The organism is Clostridium aestuarii, from assembly GCF_026735135.1.
In the GTDB taxonomy this organism is placed as follows: domain Bacteria; phylum Bacillota; class Clostridia; order Clostridiales; family Clostridiaceae; genus Clostridium_H; species Clostridium_H aestuarii.
In genome coordinates this window covers 121,044-138,542 of sequence record NZ_JAPQER010000003.1, presented here as the reverse complement: position 1 = coordinate 138,542, position 17,499 = coordinate 121,044, and the positions used below count along the sequence as shown (strand labels likewise).

The following is a 17,499-nucleotide window of genomic DNA, read 5'->3' as shown; positions in this document are numbered from 1 at the left end:
TTATATAGTTGTAAAAAAATTTTAAAAAATCACAGTACCAATATAATACTAGTACTGCAATTATAATTATTAATCTTTATATTTTAAAACTCTCATTGAATTTAAAACCGCTAGTAATGCAACACCTACATCTGCAAATACACCTTCCATCATAGTCGCTAACCCAAAAGCGCCTAGAGATAAAACAACTAATTTAACACCTAAAGCAAAAACTATATTTTGCATTACAATTTTTCTAGTATATTTAGCAATTCCAACAGCAGTTATTAACTTAGAAGGCTCATCTGTCATTAATACAATATCTGCAGCTTCTATTGCAGCATCTGAGCCTAGCCCACCCATAGCAATCCCTATATCAGCTCTAGTAAGTACAGGAGCATCATTTACTCCATCTCCAACAAAAGCAATTCTCTTGTTTTTCCTATTACCTTGCTTCTTTAAATTTTCTATTTTTTCAAATATCTCAACCTTGTTTTCTGGCAATAATTCAGTATAAACATTATCAATTCCTAACTCACTTGCAACAGTATTTCCTACTATTTTATTATCACCAGTCAACATTATAGTTTCTTTAACCCCTAACTTTTTAAGTTCTTTAATTGCTAAGACAGAATCTTCTTTTATTTCATCAGCTATAAGGATGTATCCATAAAATTGATTATCTACAGCTACATATACAACAGTCCCTATAGAATTACATTTTTGAAAAGATATTTGATATCTGCCCATTAATTTATCATTTCCAGCAAGCACTTGTTTCCCTTTTATTAAAGCTTTAATTCCGTGACCTGCTATTTCTTCATAATCCTCTATGATAGATTTATCAATTGCTTTGCTATAAGCTTTTAAAATTGAATTAGCAATTGGATGATTAGAATATGATTCTGCAAAAGCAGCATATCGAAGTAATTCTTCTTTTTTCACTTCATTAAATGTATTTAATTCTGTAACATTAAATACACCCTTAGTCAAAGTTCCTGTTTTATCAAATACAATAGTATCAAGTTCATTCAATGCTTCTAAATAGTTGCCACCTTTTATAAGTATGCCTTTTCTAGACGCCGCTCCTATACCTCCAAAAAATCCAATTGGTACTGAAATTACTAAAGCACACGGACACGAAACCACTAAGAAAATTAATGCTCTTCGCAACCAATCCGAGAAGATTGCTCCTTTAATAAAAATAGAAGGCACTATTGCTAGTACAATTGCACAAACCACTACAATTGGAGTATAATATCTAGCAAATTTTGTTATAAAATTTTCAATTTTAGCCTTTTTAGAACCAGCATTTTCAACTAGTTCTAATATTCTAGATACTGCTGATTCAGAAAATATTTTAGTAACCTTTACGTTTAAAACTCCATTCTTATTTATGAACCCACTTAATATTTCATCTCCCTTTTTAATCTTTCTTGGAACAGATTCTCCTGTTAAAGCAGATGTATCTATCATAGATTCTCCTTCTAAAACAGCTCCATCTATTGGAACTTTTTCTCCTGGTTTTACAATAATAACATCTCCTATATTCAACTCTTCTGGTAATACTTTTTTTACTGTTGAACCAATTTTTAAATTTGCTATATCTGGACAAATATTCATCAAATCTGCAATAGATTTTCTAGAACTATTAACTGCTTTTTGTTGAAATGCTTCACCTATCTTATAAAAAATCATAACTGCAACTGCTTCTGTAAAATCTTTAATCGAAAAAGCTCCTATTGTAGCTATTACCATTAAAAAATTCTCATCTAGTGCATTACCCTTAATTATATTTTTCAAAGCTAGTACCACAACATCTCCACCTATAAGCAGATAACTAATTATAAACATAGCTAATTCAGTATTAAAAGAAAACTTTCCAATAGCAGCTATAGAAAAAATCACTATCCCTACACCAAAACTAATAAACTTTCTTTTGCTTAATACACCTTTATCTGCTTGTACATTATTTGTTATTGCTCTTTTATTTTCTTTTTCAATAACAGTTACATCTGGTTCAAGAGAAGTTACTATTTTATTTATTTTAGAAATTATATCATTAAAGGAACTGTTGTTTTTTAATTCAACATTTAACGTTGATGTAGCAAAATTCAATACAGATGAAGCTACTTCTGGCAACTGTCCAACTTGATGTTCTATCTTTGCTGAACATCCTGCACATCCTAACCCATCCAATATAAATTGTTTTTTATTTATATCATTTGTGTTAGAATAGTTTTTTTCAGTTTTTTCATAATTATGCTTGTCTATATCACATCCACAAGCACATTCTTCATGTCCATGTTGATGATTGTGTTCATGCTTATTTTCATGATTATGTCCTTCACATCCACACATACACCTATGATTATCTTGTTTATGATTTTCTTCCTTTATAGTTTTCATTTTTATTTCCCATCCCTTCGTTAAGTTTAGCCTTGTTAATCTATTTTTGTTAGATAATTATAAAACCCTTCCTCATATTAATATATGAGCATAAATTCATATGTTGAATAAAAAAAATAAAAACTTCATAGTATAATAATACTGCGAAGCAATATTATTATACTATGCATGTTGAATATGTTCTAATCCCTTACTAAATACACTTTCTACATGTTCATCATCAAGCGAATAGTAAACAATTTTTCCTTCTTTTCTATACTTTACAAGTCTAGCTGTCCTTAATACTCTTAATTGATGAGAAACAGCTGATTGTTTCATATTAAGAAGATTACTTATGTCACATACACACATTTCATTAATAGATAATGCATATAGTATCTTTATTCTTGTAGTATCTCCTAATACCTTGAAAAATTCTGCTAAACCAACACTTGTCTCTTGTGATATCATATTCTCTTTTACTTTATTAACTACATCATCATGTATTTGATTACATGAGCATACTTCTATTTGATTTTTTTTATTATCCATATAATCATCCCTTTATTTTAATATATGAACACTTCTTCATATGTTCTGATATTAATTTATCATTTTTAAAACTTTATTGCAATACTTATTTTAATTTATTTTCAATAAATTCGAACATAATTACTTATTTTAGTTTCTGGAATATTTTTTTACTTTCAAACTTTTCTATAATTTCAATGCAAAAAAATTACATTCTTTCTTAAATCAATCAAAAAACACAAAAGACTGTTGATCAACCATTCAACAGCCTCTTAATCATACAACAAATTAATAGTTTCTATCTCTATTTTTTTGTTGTTTTCTTTCTCTTCTGCATTCTAAACATCTCTTTGGCTCATTGTCAAATCCTTTTTCTTTGTAGAATTCTTGTTCACCTTCAGTAAATATGAATTCTTTTCCGCAGTCTTTACAGATTAATGTTTTATCAGCCATTGTTACCCCTCCTTATTCTTCGGATTTAAACATTCTAATACAAATTCTTCCGAGAATAGGGAGAAATTTTGCTTTCGACATGCTAAATCACATTCAACACCATGAGTATATCACTATCCATATGCATAGTCAATATCTTTTAAATATTTATACTAAATCTTCTATATATACATTTTTTTGTTGTTTTAAATCTATAAATTCCGAATTTACCATTATTAAAGGTTTGCATATATTATAAGGATCTATCTTTATAATTTTACCTATTTCTCCTGTATTTAGTCTAACCATTTCACCTATATAGTAATTAATCATATTATTAAAAAATACTGTCCAACAATTTAAATCTAATTTATTTATAGCTTCTTGTTTCATCAATTCAAGTGCCTTAAGAGGTGATTCTTTTTTTCTATAAGCTGTATTAGAAGTCATAGCATCAAATATATCTGCAATAGCTATTATTTTGCCAAAAATATGTATTTTATCATTGCTTAATTTCAAAGGATATCCAGATCCATCAACTTTTTCATGATGCATAAGCACTCCAAAAGCTACAGCTTCATTTAAATATGGCATTTGCTTTACAACTTCATACCCAATAACAGTATGTTTTTTCATAGCTTCAAATTCTGCTGGAGTTAATTCAAATGGCTTGTTTAATATATTAATATTTATCTTAACCTTTCCTATATCATGAAGTATTCCAGAATAAGACAATAACGTTAAATCTCTTTCATTGAATCCCATCCATCGTCCTAGCATATAACTTAAAATAGATACATTAATAGAGTGTCTGCAAAAATATTCATCCACTTCTCTTGCATTTACAATACTTTTTATAATAATACCGTAGTCTTTAGATTCTTCTAATATATTTTTTTGCAACTCTCTTAATTCTTTCATATTGGGTTTTGTGTCATTTTCAATGCTTTTAAAAACCGTACTTAATTTATTAGAAAACGTTTTAAGCACCTGCTCTTTTTTCTTAAGTTCTATTGCAGATTTACTAATAAAATCTTGTATTTCTTCTTCCTCTTGCTCATCATCATATACACATACTTGCATAAATGAATCTAGATTTTGTATTTTTTTTATATAGTTACTGGTTATAACCATTTCTTTTTCTAGTAATTTAATATTATTTTGTATTACTTCTTTTGCTAAAATCATCCCAGGTACTAATTCTTTAACTCCTATTTTCTTTGTTTTTTTACTCATTCCTACTTCTCCTCTTTGCCTAAACTAAATTGAAAAATCACATTAAATACTATTAATTTTTATTAGAACTTTATAAAAATTTTATTCTAATACTATCAACCTAATTAATTACTGCTAACTTATCATAAGGCATAAAATAAATTTTCTTACAAATATATTATAGCATACATTAAAATGCAAATAATAATAATAATTGTAATTTTTAACTTTATATATTTTTTATAATCTACTTTAGATATCTAAGAAAATAACAAATCAAAATACACATAAAAAAATCAAAAACACCCCCAAAGGAGTGTTTGAATCAGATTAACTTATTTAAATATTTCTAAGGTTCTATTAAGAATTCCCGTTAAATAAGCTAGTAAAACGCCATAATTTGTTATATTAACATTTTTTTCTCTACACATATCAATTCTTGTAAGCATTGTCTTTCTATTTAACATACACGAAGCACAATGTATAACAAGATCATACTCACCTAGATTTTCTGCAAAATCATGCCCCATTTTAAATTCAAAATTCAAATCCTTACCTGTATGTTTTCTTAACATTCTTGGAATTTTTACTCTTCCTATATCCTCATGAGAATGGTTATGAGTACAACTTTCAGATATCAATATTCTTGAATTCTCATCTAATTCTTTTATTTTAGAAATTCCATCTACAAATATATTTAAATCTCCCTTATTTCTAGCCAACAACATAGAAAAACTAGTTAACTTTATATTTTGTGGAACAATTTTACTTACTCTCTTAAAAGCTTGTGAGTCTGTTACTACTAAATCCACATCCTTAATATCTTCAAGTGCTGATTCTAATTCTGTATCCCTTACTACATAGCTTTTTATTCCATGGTCTAAACAATCTCTAATTAATTGTACCTGTGGAAGTATTATTCTTCCTTTTGGAGCTTCAGAATCTATTGGTACTACTAAGACAACCTTACCATTATAAGGAATCAAATCTCCAACAATAGGTATTTCTTTATCATCTTCTTGAATTCTTCTAATAAGTTCATCTTTTAAAAATAAAATGTTCTCTTCTTTACTTGCTGATACAAAAATAATATCCTTAAATTTATTCTTTATTTCTTCTAGTTTTTCTTCTAAAACAGTATCTATCTTATTTATGACTGTCATATAAGGTATATTATATTTTTTGAAATTTTTTATAGTATTTTTATAAGCTTTTTCATCTATATCGTTTATATCCATAACATAAATTGCAAAATCTGTTCTTTGAAGTATTTTAAGACTTCTTTTGACCCTAAGTTCACCTAATTCTCCTGTATCATCCAGTCCTGCTGTATCTATAAAAACTACTGGCCCCAATGGGATAAGTTCCATAGCTTTATTTACAGGATCTGTTGTAGTTCCTTTTACAGAAGATACCAAAGATATTTCTTGTCCAATAATAGCATTTAGTAAAGAAGACTTTCCCACATTTCTTTTTCCATAAATAGCTATATGTTTTCTGTTTCCATTAGGTGTATTATTCATTTTACTTTCTCCTCCACTTTATATTATCCCCTCTTGACATTTCCAGTGAAAAACCTGCTCTATTAATTCTTCCTTCTATACATTTTCTACACTCCGCTGCTTCATCCCCTGTGCATATTTTTCCATCATACAATGAATATTTTTCTCTCACCTTCATTGGCGATAAATTAGGCATAACAACATTCGCACCAGCTTTTAACCCTTTTTCTCTTCCTAGTGGATCTATAGTACCTAAAGCTGTAGTTGCAGGAAGTAACACATCTGGTAAAAATAATCTAATAAGAGCCAACAAAACTATAGTTTTCTCAACTGTACCATTTTGTTCATTTGCTAAAGGTGTGTCTTTATGAGAGATGAAAGGTCCTATCCCTACCATATGAGGCTCAAGTTCTTTTAAGAAATGTAAATCCTTAACGTAATCTTCATTAGTCTGCCCTGGTACTCCAATCATAAAGCCAGCTCCCACTTGATACCCTATTTTTTTTAAGTTCCACAAACATTCTATTCTGTTTTCAAAACTCATCTTTGGGTGAAGCTTATTATACAATTCTTTTGATGCTGTTTCATGTCTTAAAAGATATCTATCTGCTCCAGCATCATAGTACTTTTTATAAGAATTATAAGATTTTTCTCCTATAGAAAGGGTAACTGCATGTTCTGGAAATTTTCTTTTAATTTCCTTAATTATTTCTACAATTTTATCATCTGTATAAAAATCATCTTCTCCACCTTGAAGTACAAAGGTTTTATATTCCAATCTATCTCCTTGTGTGCAAACATCTAAAATTTCTTCTAGAGATAGTCTATATCTATCAGCTTTTTTGTTAGCTGCCCTAATACCACAGTAAACGCAATTATTCTTACAATAATTAGTAAATTCTATTAACCCTCTTAGATAAATTTTATTATCATAAACTTTCATTGTTGTTTCGTGAGCCCTACTTATTAAATAAGCTTTATCCTTGTCTGTTATGTTATTAATTAAATCTAACAGTTCATTTTTATCTAAATAATTTTCCTTATATAATTTATCAATTATTCTTCTCATATTCTAAATCTCTTTCTTTGATATAGATGTTTTTACTAAAACATGTTCAATGTTACCTAACTTACCCGTAAGACTATTTATTTCATTTAAATCACCAATAACAGTAATTGCAATTACTGATATTCCTTCTTCTTCAAAAGGTATTCCCATTCTTCCTCTAATAATCCCTTTAAAACCAGTTACTATATCATTGAATTCCTTCTGACATTTTTTAGGTTCTTCTAAAATGGCACTAATTACAGCAATTTTTTTCATATACTTCTCCTCCTAATAAAACTAAAAATATATCATCTTAGCTTTAGAAATAATCTATATTTTCTATTGGAATTCTATACGATTTCTTCCATTTCTTTTAGCCAAATACAGCAAGCCATCTGTAATTTCCATACATTCTTCTTTACTATATTTTCTATTTTCATATACTCCTATACTAACAGTTACTTTTAATTTATCATATTTCCATACAATAGATTGTATATTTTCATTTATTCTTGTAGCAATATTTTTAGCTACTGTCTTTTGTGTATTAGGAATCACAATCAAAAATTCTTCACCTCCATATCTTCCAACATAACCATCTCCTCTTGTTATTTCTTTAAGCGATTTACTAATTCCAATCAAAACTTTATCTCCAACTGGATGTCCATAAGTATCGTTAATCATTTTAAAATGATCAATATCCATCATTAATACTGAAAATATTGTTCCATTTTCCTTATAATTTTCAATATAGGTTTTTAATATTTCTTCAATATGACTATGATTATATAATTGAGTTAAACTATCTCGAATAGATTTTTCATATATTTTTCGATTTTCTTCTGATAATCTTTCTAAACAATCGAAACCATTAGAAAAATCTAAAGCCAACATATATGCTTCTAAAAACACAAATATAAACATTCCTATTTGATACACATATATAGTACTAACTGTACCATTGTTTAACATAATATCATTAATTCCTGTAATACATAAAATCAAAAATGCAGCTAACGATATCTTAGCATCAATATTGCCATTCTTCACCTCTGATATTAAAAATTTCAATAAATATATTACTATCCCAAGTAAAATTATTTGTCCTAAAATTCCTAGACGGTCATAAAATTCTCCACTAGTTGTTAAGCAAATAATTGTAAATACACTTCCAAATGCCAACGCAACATTTACTATTTTTAAAGATATATTTTTAAAATTTTCTTTTAGAAATAATATAAACACAGGGACCCATAAGTAATATGTAATTGCTGCTATTTTACTTAATACTTCATAAGGCATATTAGGATAAGCTTGTACCAAAATACGTTCATTTAAAATGAGACACCTTAATTCGATTAATAGACATAATAATGCAAAATATAAAAAAGATTTTTTCTTTCTACGTAGAATATATAATACAAAATGATATAATATCATTATAAACAAGTTTCCAGCAATAAATAAATCTATTGCTAAACTTATAAAACCTTGTTTCATAATCTGATTTTTTGTTCCAAATTTTATTGCTCTAATAATTGGATTAACACTTCTATAATTAGAAGTTTGAATAACAATATCGATAATGCCATCTTCTGCTGTAAAATAAGAATAACTCGGTAAGAATATAGCTTTCTCTTCTTTTATATTTCTTCCAATTTTACCATGTCCACCTTGATAAATTCCATTTATCCAAATCTTTGATGAAGTTAACATGCTATCTATTTTTAATCCATAAACTTGTTTGTTTTGTGGAACCAGTACTTTTAAATGTAGTGTCATGTACCCCTTAGTTTCTCCATTTAATTGTTCCTTTAATTTTCCTGGTATAATAAAATATGATTTTGGATTTCTGTTTTTTATTTCTGATGGTTCTAAAAATTCTTGATAATATATCTCCCACTGCCCATTTAGATTTACTCTTCCATCTTTATTAAAAACCCATTTTTTTAAATCAACTATTCCATTTACTGCTTTTATATTATTTTTTCCTAAACTTTTAAAATTCACTAGAATATATACTGCATAAAAAATAATAAAAAGAACTATTGCACCAATTAAAAATTGTTTCAAATTCCTTTTCATTCCCCCCACCCTCTCCTCTATTTGAAAATATATAGCCACTTAATTATAACAAATTCACCACTAGAGCCTATATTATACTGTAATCACAACATGATTTTATTATATATTATTGCATATAAAAAGCCAATGCCATCTAATTAGCAGCATTGGTTTTTACACTGTTTATTACTTTTTATCATATATATTTGATATATATTTGATATATAGCAAAACAAAATAGGCTATTACTAAACTCTTTAGGTAATAACCTCTTTTTAACTTTAATATTATTATATAATCAAAAAATTAATATTTATTTATAATAATTGCTACAAAATATTAACCTTGCTCTAACACATCTAAATTCCATAAATTCACATTAATATCCTCTGTCGATAAGCTTTGTAAATCGCCTGCTCTTTTTTCTAACATTTCTAAAGTAACACCAGCTATAGCTCCTTGTTTAGAAAGTTGAATAGCTTCATATTTTGATATTACTGTTCCATCTTCTAACTTATATCCTATAATTTTTCCTTTATAATTTTCTTCAACATCAGTTATAACATGTTCAAGTTCTAAATTTCCATACATCATTCTTAACACCTCCACTACTATATAATATGCATCCACATGATATATATGACACTGTTTTTAGTAATATTTTTAATATATGCTGTTTTATTTTTCAAAACATTTATATATCATAACACTTTCATTGATTTTCGTTACATTTTTAACAATATTTTATATTTTAGCAGCAGTATGTGTTATATTATTAACAAACTCTTTAAATTAAAAAGTCACCAATAAATCTTACAAACCGAGTAAAATTTATTGATGACTTTTTATGTATCATTATTTAAGTTTTGCAATTAAAAATTTACTTTGTATTCCGTTTTCTTTAAATTTGCTTTCATATTCTGTCATCATATTTTCTTCCGCATTATCACTATTATGTAAATCATAAGTTTTATACAGAATTTCAAATCCACTTTCTTCAAAATACTCAAAAGATTCTTCAAATAATTCTAAATCATCTGTTTTAAAATGGATTTCAGTTCCATGCTTTATGAACTTTTTATACTCTGTTAAAAATTTAGTATGAGTAAGTCTTCTTTTTTTATGTCTATCTTTTGGCCAAGGATTACAAAAATTTATAAATATTCTACTTATTTCATTTTTGTCAAAAATCTCACAAATACCTGTTATATTCATAGCAATAAGTCTTGCATTCTCAACTTCCACTTCATTTAATTTTCTAAGTGCAAAAACTAGTATCTCATCCTTAAGATCAATTGATACTAAGTTCTTATCAGGATATCTTTGTGCTACCTGTGCAGCAAATCCTCCTCTTCCACATCCTAGTTCTAAATATATATCATTATTATTTTTGAATTCCTCATTCCATTTTCCTTTTAGTTCTTTTGATTCATCTAATGATTTAAATACTGGACTTGCCTCTAACTCTGGTCTTGCCCACCATTTTTTTCTTAATCTCATTTATTCTCCTCCTTGGTAGTAACCATTTTAACTATCTTTAATCATCATTTTTATCCCATCCATCACTAATTTCTGAATAATTTCAACTAATCTCTAACCCTTACAGCTATATCGTAATAAGTATTCCTATACTATTAACGCTATTATCTTGTAGAAAAATTCAAAAAGTAAATTAGTTGGTGGATAAATAACCCACTTTGCAACAGGACTCATTATAAATATAAGCAATATTAACATTTGATATCTATAAATAGTTCCTGCAATATTATAAAAAAATTTAGGAAATAAGTCTCTGAGTACATGAAACCCATCTAATCCTGGAAGTGGTATTAAATTAAACACAACCAATAAACAATTTATATAAATAGCTTGTAAACATATTTGTTTTAATATATAAGATAAACTACCATTTACAATTGGATATTTAATAATTATTGCAAATATAATAGAAAATACTAATGCAACAAATAAATTTCCTACTACTCCTACAATAGATACTTTCAAATCATCTTTATAATAATTTTTAAAAGCACTTGGATTAGTTTGTACGGGCTTTGCCCATCCAAATCCCACAAATAAAATCATCAAAAAACCTATTGGATCTATATGTGTAATTGGGTTTAAAGTAAGCCTCCCTTGAAACTTAGGAGTTTTATCTCCCAGTCTATCTGCCACCCATGCATGGGCATATTCATGGAAAGTAAATCCCATCAATATTCCTGGAATAACAAAAATAGTCTGTAATATATCGAAATTTCTAAACATTGTCTTCCTCCTAAATAATTAATATCTACATTATACCAAACTGTAATACATTAAAAAAGTTTGCACGATAAAATCGTGTAAACTTTTATTTTAGTGTTGTTTTTACAAGTTTTCCATTGCTAACAGATGCTATACCCCCATCATACATTTGCATAAATAATCCTTTATACTCTGTTTCCTTTTTAGAATTAACTTCTGTTACAATGCCTTTCAAATTATCATTAACATAAATTTTTCCTTCTGTAGATATACAAATATCTTTTTTATTTATCGGTTCAGATAAATGTATTTTTTCCCATTCAGCTGTATCTTGTTCTGCTTTACCATAGTATATACTTTTTATTTTGGCAACCTTATTTACCTTGTCATCTTCAAGCTCTCCTAAATAAATCCTATCTTCTCCATCTGCTGATATAAGACTTAAATGATTAACTCCATCTATTGTAATAGGTTTATTTTTACGTGTTATGTATATTTCATTTCTAGCATATGACCCATAAGCAATTCTATCATCATTAGGTAATATTACCATATCATCTATAAAATAAGCCTTCGAATCAACCTTATTTATTCGCTTCATAACATTAATACTATATATACCACTTCTTCCACCTTTCAAAGAAACCTTAACATAAATCATATTCGTAAAAGGTGTTAATTCTATATCATCAACTTCTGATTTCTTTTCTGTACGTATTGAAGTTTCATTACCTTCCTTTGTTTGAAGCTTAGTATTTTTATTTCTTTCTGCATCATAAGAATAAAATACGTATTTTGCACTACTATTATATTCTTTTTTTACTGCCATAAGCATTATATCTCTATCTGGTGCCCATTTATAATAAGATACTTTTAGCTTGTCCTCAAGCTCGATACTTCTCTCTTCTCCTGTATTAGTATCTACTACTTTTAACATATCATCTTTATAATATGAAATGTATCCACCATCAAAGGATAATGCTGTGTGTTCAACATCTTCAGGAACAAATATCATTACATTACTATCTTCTTCTTTATTTTTTTCAGTAACCTTCTTAGAAACTATAGCAGTTACATCTTCTGCAGCAAACAGATACTTATCAACATAAGTTAAAACAGATACTTGCATAATTAACGATATAAATATCCATATTACTATTCTTTTCAAAACTCTCATTTGTTTCTCTCCTTTAAGGTTCAACATATATGGTTGTAGGTATTGATCTTTCTCCTAATGCATCACATGGATTATTAATAACCTTACCTTCATAATACATAGTAGATGATGATCCACCATCTAAATTAGCAGCATTATATGCACCATATTCATACATTATGTCTTGTACCTCTCTATATGTTGCACCTATACTACTAGCTTGTCTACCATCAATAACTAGAAGTATTATACTACCATCTTTTTTTTGACCAATAGCAGTTCTTGCAGATACTCCACCACCGCCATCTCCGCTTCTAATAAGTTTTCTTCCATTTACTATCATTGTATGATTAAAAGAAATTGCTTCCATAACATTTTTTTCTTTTAATTCCTTTACACTATGATATCCTACTAATAAAATTCCATCCTTAGTAATTGCTCTTACTTCATGTTTTTTATTTTCATTCTTATAATCATTATGAATAACTTTACCATTTGATATTATTATGCCTTGTGCATAACCACCATTTCCTGCCCATATCTTTCCACTAGGAGATCTATCTGTAAAGGCTCCTCCATTCACAGCTGCAACAGCATTATTTCGCTTAGCTATTTGACTTGTAGTTTCTCCTCTTACTCCTAGCTTATTACTATATCCTACCTTCACTCTAGTAGGATCATGTATTATTAACATATAGCCTTTAAATTTTCTACCTTCTATGTCAAATCTCTCAATGCTGTTATCATTCTTTTTATTAATTTTCACTACCTCTTCAGTACCTTCTTGAATAACAGTATCTACTTTATTTTTATTTTGAATTTCAGCTATACGTTCATCAGATAAAAATGCAGTAGCAATCCATTGGTGACTCATAGTTGTCATTGCTGCTCCTACTATAGTATCTCTAGCATTTTGGAAAGGTCCATAATAAAGCATAAATGGTCCTGTAATTCCTGTAAATACTATTTCAAATACTATAAAAGCTACAAATGTTTTAAAAGAAAGCTTCTTTTTTCTTGTTTTCTTCTTTTTCATCATATAATTATCATCCTTCTATATACCTATCTTTATAGTAAAACATACTCCAAATTATATTTTACAACAAAGATAACTTTTTTTAAATAGAATTTATATGCAAAAATGAAAAACATTCATAATTTAAGAAAAGTGCTACGCACTTTTCTTAAAGTCTCTTAGACGCATCATATGCAAGAGCAGATCTTTCACATTCATCATATTTAAGTGTTACTTGATAGCACAGCTTACTTCCCTTCATCCTTTCAGAGGCATAGCATAATCCATTAGATCTATAATCCAAGAAAGGCTGATCTATTTGTTCTGGGTCACCGACTAATACCAATTTAGTTCCTTCACCTACTCTTGTTATAATTGCTTTTACTTGTTTTGGCGATAAATTTTGTGCCTCATCAATTATAACCCAATTTTTCACAATGGATCTTCCTCTTAAAAATCCTACTGCTTCTGTAGTAATAATTCTTCTATCAAACAATTCTCTTATTTTGTCATTAAGTTCCTTTTCGTTTTTATATCTTTCCTTTTCATCAGAATCAATTAATATTTCTAAATTATCAAAAATAGGTCTCATATAAGGAGCTATTTTTTCTTGTTCAGTACCTGGTAAATATCCTATTTCTTCATCCATACACACATTAGGTCTGCACACTAAAATTCTTCTATATTCACTACTGCCTTCTTCTAAAATTTTATGAAGTCCCACAGCTAAAGAATATAATGTTTTTGCAGTACCTGCTGGTCCTTTTATAATAGCAAGTGGTGCCTTTGATGCACTTGTAAACAACGATTCCATAATAAATCTTTGTCCTACATTTCTTGGAGAAATTCCAAGAGGTATCATATCTTTATATAAAAGTGAAACTATTTTTTCACCATCAACTCTTCCCAAAGCAGTTTTTCTCGGATTATCTGAGGAATGGATTATAAGAAATTGATTTGTATATAACTTTGGATTTGAATATTCTTGAGTATCTTGATTATATATATTCACTTCATTAATATCTATGGATTTATTTTTATAAAATTCATCTATTTTTTCTGAAAATGTGTATACATCTGCTCTTCCTGTATATTGATCATCATATTCTGGAACAACCTTTTCATAGTAGTCATCGACCTTTATATCCATGGTGTCAGCCTTGATTCTTTCAAAGATATCTTTTGTAATTAAATATACATCTTCGCCTCGCGCTTTTAATGCTTTACACACTTGAATTATTCTGTTATCAGGCTTAGTTTTATCCCAATATGGCGGTATTTCTGTGTCATAATGATTCATTTCTACTCTAAGCATACTGCCATTTTGAAGTTGTACTCCTTTATTAAGTTTTCCTTTTTTTCTTAAATCATCCATAAGACGAGCAGCAAGTCTAGCATTAGCCCCTAATTCACCTTTATTTTTTTTAAATGTATCCAATTCTTCTAATACTACTTCTGGTATAACTACATTTCCATCATCAAAACATAGTATAGAACGTGGAGAATATAAAATTACATTAGTATCTAAGACATATGTTTTTTTCAAAATATAATTCCCCCTCTCTATACATTATATTATGCTGTGAATATTATATGTGTATTAAAAGAAGTAAAAAATAATAAACTTTCAAATCGGCATATGCTAATTATTGACTATTAATAATTTTTATTATATAATATTTATAATCTTTTAAACAAGGTGGTGCCTAATGGATAATATAAAAACTATCTTCAAGGAGAAGAAGTTAAAATTAACCCCTCAACGAATAGCAGTTTATAAATATCTATGTTCTACTAAAGAACATCCCTCAGCTGAAATTATTTATAAAGCACTTCATTCTGATTATCCAACAATGAGTTTAGCGACAGTATACAAAGCCTTAAAAACTCTATTATCAGTAAATTTAGTTCAAGAATTAAATGTTGGTGAAGGTAATTTTAGATATGATGCAAATATCTTAACCCATCCACACATTCAATGTATATCTTGTGGTAGAGTTGACGATATAGAAGAAATTTCTTTTGAAAATTTGAATGAAAAAGTTAAAAGTTATACAGATTATAAGGTATTATCCCATAAAATATATTTTTATGGAATATGCAACAAGTGTAAGAAAGAATAGGTTTTTTAACCTATTCTTCTTTTTTATATATTTTTATAAATATTTTTATAAGCCTTTTCATACATATTAATAAGCGGAGGTGAGTATTTTGAGATTCAATGTTTTATTTTTTAAAAGGAAACATCTATATTATGCTGGTTTAATTACACTAGTATTAATATTTTTTATATTTTATATTTCATCTAAAAACAACATAGTTTCTTCTACTTTTACAGTTAATTTAAATAACAAATCCTATAAAGCTGATTTTACAGGAGATGGGAAAGAGGATATCCTTTATATAACAACGAACAAAGATAAATATCATTTACAAGTAAATACTGAAAAAGATAGTATTTACCTTGAACCTAGTAAAAAATTGCCTATAGTTGGTAATTTTTATCCTTATTGGACTATGAGAGTTAAATTGATAGATATATCTCGTGATAAAGTTCCAGAAATATTTATTCAGTCATCTTATAAAAATAAACCTATTCAACATATGTTTGTATACAATAATAATACTTTTAAAGATATTTTTTGCAGTTATAATAATATCTTAGGTTTTGTAGATTGCACCAATAATGCTACTCCTAAAATTATTTCTGGTAAAATTTCAAATGGTAATTTGGAATTTTGTAGATATATTTTTCTTCAGAATAAATTAGAACAATACAGTGAGCAAACTTCTAATATATTCATGGGAAAAGATACAATTATGTTTTTCATAAATCTTATAACTACACTCTCTAAAGATTATAAGCCTACTTCAGAAAATCTTTTTGTTCCTCATATATCCTCTAATTCACTAGCTCTAATAGAAGCATTAGCTAATACTGATAGCACATATATTTTTCAAGATGCTACCTTTATGGATACCAAATCATATAAAAATGGAACTCCTTCGCAAGTTGAATGGATTCTTAATTTTAGAGGTATTTCAAAGCAACCACAAAATACAGTTAAAAATTATACTTTAAAACTTAATTTAAAAGCATTTAATAATTCAAAAGAAAAATTTCATTTTAAAATTAATTCGATTTCTTTGATAAAATAAATAATATAATTCAAAAATAATATAGTCACTTATTTAGAAAATTTTTTTAACAATAAAAACGGACCGCTATTCGCGGTCCTAAATCAAAAGGGGGATGGGGGGTTTTAGCACTAGTGGGAGAGTAATCAAAACATTTTAATATATATGACTATCTCTCCAATGTACATTATTTATAATAACCTTTGTTAAATTTTTTATTCATTTTTGCTATAATTTTTTATACATTTTTACAAATTGATAATTTCTAATTAATCACTATATTACATGAATTACCACCGTGCTAAACTATCTTGGTTTTCTTGTGCCATTTTATAAGCTCTTAAACGGTATCTTTAAACTCATCCTTATTATTTACTACTGTATTCTTTATCTTCATTACTGCACTTTGAAGTTCATCAGCATAAAAAAATCCTTTTTCCCTAGTAAGCATTTTAGCTGCCATCAATAAAGCTTCTAGTTCTTTTGAATCTAATTTAGGATATTTTATATAAAAATCTTTATTTATAGAAAAACCTCCATATCTTCCTTTCTTTGATTCTACTGGTATATTTGCTGCCTTTAACGCCTCTACATATCTATAGATAGTTTTTTTATCTACATTAAATATTTCAGCAATCTCTGAGGCTGTTGTTAACTCTTTACGTTGAAGCATGATAATTAATTCTAATAAATGCGAAAGTTTAGACATAAATACCACCCCTAACCTATACTTATTAATGTTATCGTATAATTTTCTATAAGATTTAATAAATTTATTATTTAGTAT

17 protein-coding genes are annotated in these 17,499 nt (G+C 27.6%); 2 read left to right on the top strand and 15 right to left on the bottom strand.

All coding sequences use genetic code 11. From position 1 onward, the window contains the following. Nucleotides 1-69 precede the first annotated feature (69 nt). From OW763_RS08965 to OW763_RS08900, 14 genes are all read right to left on the bottom strand, one after another. Entirely contained in the window at nucleotides 70-2,388 is a 2,319-nt protein-coding gene (locus tag OW763_RS08965) for a heavy metal translocating P-type ATPase (RefSeq protein ID WP_268040767.1), read from the bottom strand. Nucleotides 2,389-2,550: 162 nt separating this feature from the next. Continuing rightward, the gene (locus OW763_RS08960) at nucleotides 2,551-2,919 is read right to left on the bottom strand and encodes an ArsR/SmtB family transcription factor (RefSeq protein WP_268040766.1); all 369 of its coding nucleotides are present in this window, start codon (nucleotides 2,917-2,919) and stop codon (nucleotides 2,551-2,553) included. Between the two features lie 267 nt (nucleotides 2,920-3,186). Beyond that, on the bottom strand, nucleotides 3,187-3,351 hold the full coding sequence (locus OW763_RS08955) for a zinc-ribbon domain-containing protein (protein WP_268040765.1): 165 nt from the start codon (nucleotides 3,349-3,351) through the stop codon (nucleotides 3,187-3,189). A 147-nt stretch (nucleotides 3,352-3,498) separates the two neighbouring features. Then, nucleotides 3,499-4,566 (bottom strand): HD-GYP domain-containing protein, encoded by a 1,068-nt coding sequence (locus OW763_RS08950; RefSeq protein ID WP_268040764.1) that lies wholly within the window; start codon nucleotides 4,564-4,566, stop codon nucleotides 3,499-3,501. 314 nt (nucleotides 4,567-4,880) lie between these two features. Beyond that, on the bottom strand, nucleotides 4,881-6,068 hold the full coding sequence (gene hydF, locus OW763_RS08945; protein ID WP_268040763.1) for a [FeFe] hydrogenase H-cluster maturation GTPase HydF: 1,188 nt from the start codon (nucleotides 6,066-6,068) through the stop codon (nucleotides 4,881-4,883). 1 nt (nucleotide 6,069) lies between these two features. Next, nucleotides 6,070-7,116, bottom strand: coding sequence for a [FeFe] hydrogenase H-cluster radical SAM maturase HydE (gene hydE, locus OW763_RS08940; protein ID WP_268040762.1), 1,047 nt, complete (start codon nucleotides 7,114-7,116; stop codon nucleotides 6,070-6,072). 3 nt (nucleotides 7,117-7,119) lie between these two features. Then, nucleotides 7,120-7,371, bottom strand: coding sequence for a TM1266 family iron-only hydrogenase system putative regulator (locus tag OW763_RS08935; protein WP_268040761.1), 252 nt, complete (start codon nucleotides 7,369-7,371; stop codon nucleotides 7,120-7,122). 63 nt (nucleotides 7,372-7,434) lie between these two features. Further along, nucleotides 7,435-9,180: a sensor domain-containing diguanylate cyclase gene (locus OW763_RS08930; RefSeq protein ID WP_268040760.1), complete on the bottom strand. Its 1,746-nt coding sequence runs from the start codon at nucleotides 9,178-9,180 to the stop codon at nucleotides 7,435-7,437. Between the two features lie 318 nt (nucleotides 9,181-9,498). Then, nucleotides 9,499-9,753, bottom strand: a complete 255-nt coding sequence (locus OW763_RS08925; RefSeq protein WP_268040759.1) for a DUF3892 domain-containing protein — start codon at nucleotides 9,751-9,753, stop codon at nucleotides 9,499-9,501. 261 nt (nucleotides 9,754-10,014) lie between these two features. Beyond that, complete coding sequence (gene trmB / locus OW763_RS08920) at nucleotides 10,015-10,659, bottom strand: tRNA (guanosine(46)-N7)-methyltransferase TrmB (protein WP_268040758.1); 645 nt, start codon at nucleotides 10,657-10,659, stop codon at nucleotides 10,015-10,017. A 126-nt stretch (nucleotides 10,660-10,785) separates the two neighbouring features. After that, complete coding sequence (locus OW763_RS08915) at nucleotides 10,786-11,424, bottom strand: site-2 protease family protein (protein ID WP_268040757.1); 639 nt, start codon at nucleotides 11,422-11,424, stop codon at nucleotides 10,786-10,788. An 85-nt stretch (nucleotides 11,425-11,509) separates the two neighbouring features. After that, on the bottom strand, nucleotides 11,510-12,580 hold the full coding sequence (locus OW763_RS08910; protein WP_268040756.1) for a hypothetical protein: 1,071 nt from the start codon (nucleotides 12,578-12,580) through the stop codon (nucleotides 11,510-11,512). 13 nt (nucleotides 12,581-12,593) lie between these two features. Then, the gene (locus tag OW763_RS08905) at nucleotides 12,594-13,595 is read right to left on the bottom strand and encodes a phosphodiester glycosidase family protein (RefSeq protein WP_268041075.1); all 1,002 of its coding nucleotides are present in this window, start codon (nucleotides 13,593-13,595) and stop codon (nucleotides 12,594-12,596) included. Between the two features lie 148 nt (nucleotides 13,596-13,743). Beyond that, nucleotides 13,744-15,120: a PhoH family protein gene (locus OW763_RS08900; RefSeq protein WP_268040755.1), complete on the bottom strand. Its 1,377-nt coding sequence runs from the start codon at nucleotides 15,118-15,120 to the stop codon at nucleotides 13,744-13,746. A gap of 163 nt (nucleotides 15,121-15,283) precedes the next feature. Here OW763_RS08900 and perR point away from each other — a divergent pair, with 163 nt between their 5' ends. Next, nucleotides 15,284-15,697: a transcriptional regulator PerR gene (gene perR, locus OW763_RS08895; RefSeq protein ID WP_268040754.1), complete on the top strand. Its 414-nt coding sequence runs from the start codon at nucleotides 15,284-15,286 to the stop codon at nucleotides 15,695-15,697. A gap of 79 nt (nucleotides 15,698-15,776) precedes the next feature. Then, nucleotides 15,777-16,733, top strand: coding sequence for an FG-GAP repeat domain-containing protein (locus OW763_RS08890; protein WP_268040753.1), 957 nt, complete (start codon nucleotides 15,777-15,779; stop codon nucleotides 16,731-16,733). A 319-nt stretch (nucleotides 16,734-17,052) separates the two neighbouring features. On the opposite strand, the gene OW763_RS08885 is transcribed toward OW763_RS08890, so the two are convergent. Beyond that, nucleotides 17,053-17,421, bottom strand: coding sequence for a helix-turn-helix transcriptional regulator (locus OW763_RS08885; RefSeq protein ID WP_268040752.1), 369 nt, complete (start codon nucleotides 17,419-17,421; stop codon nucleotides 17,053-17,055). Between the last annotated feature and the right edge of the window lie 78 nt (nucleotides 17,422-17,499).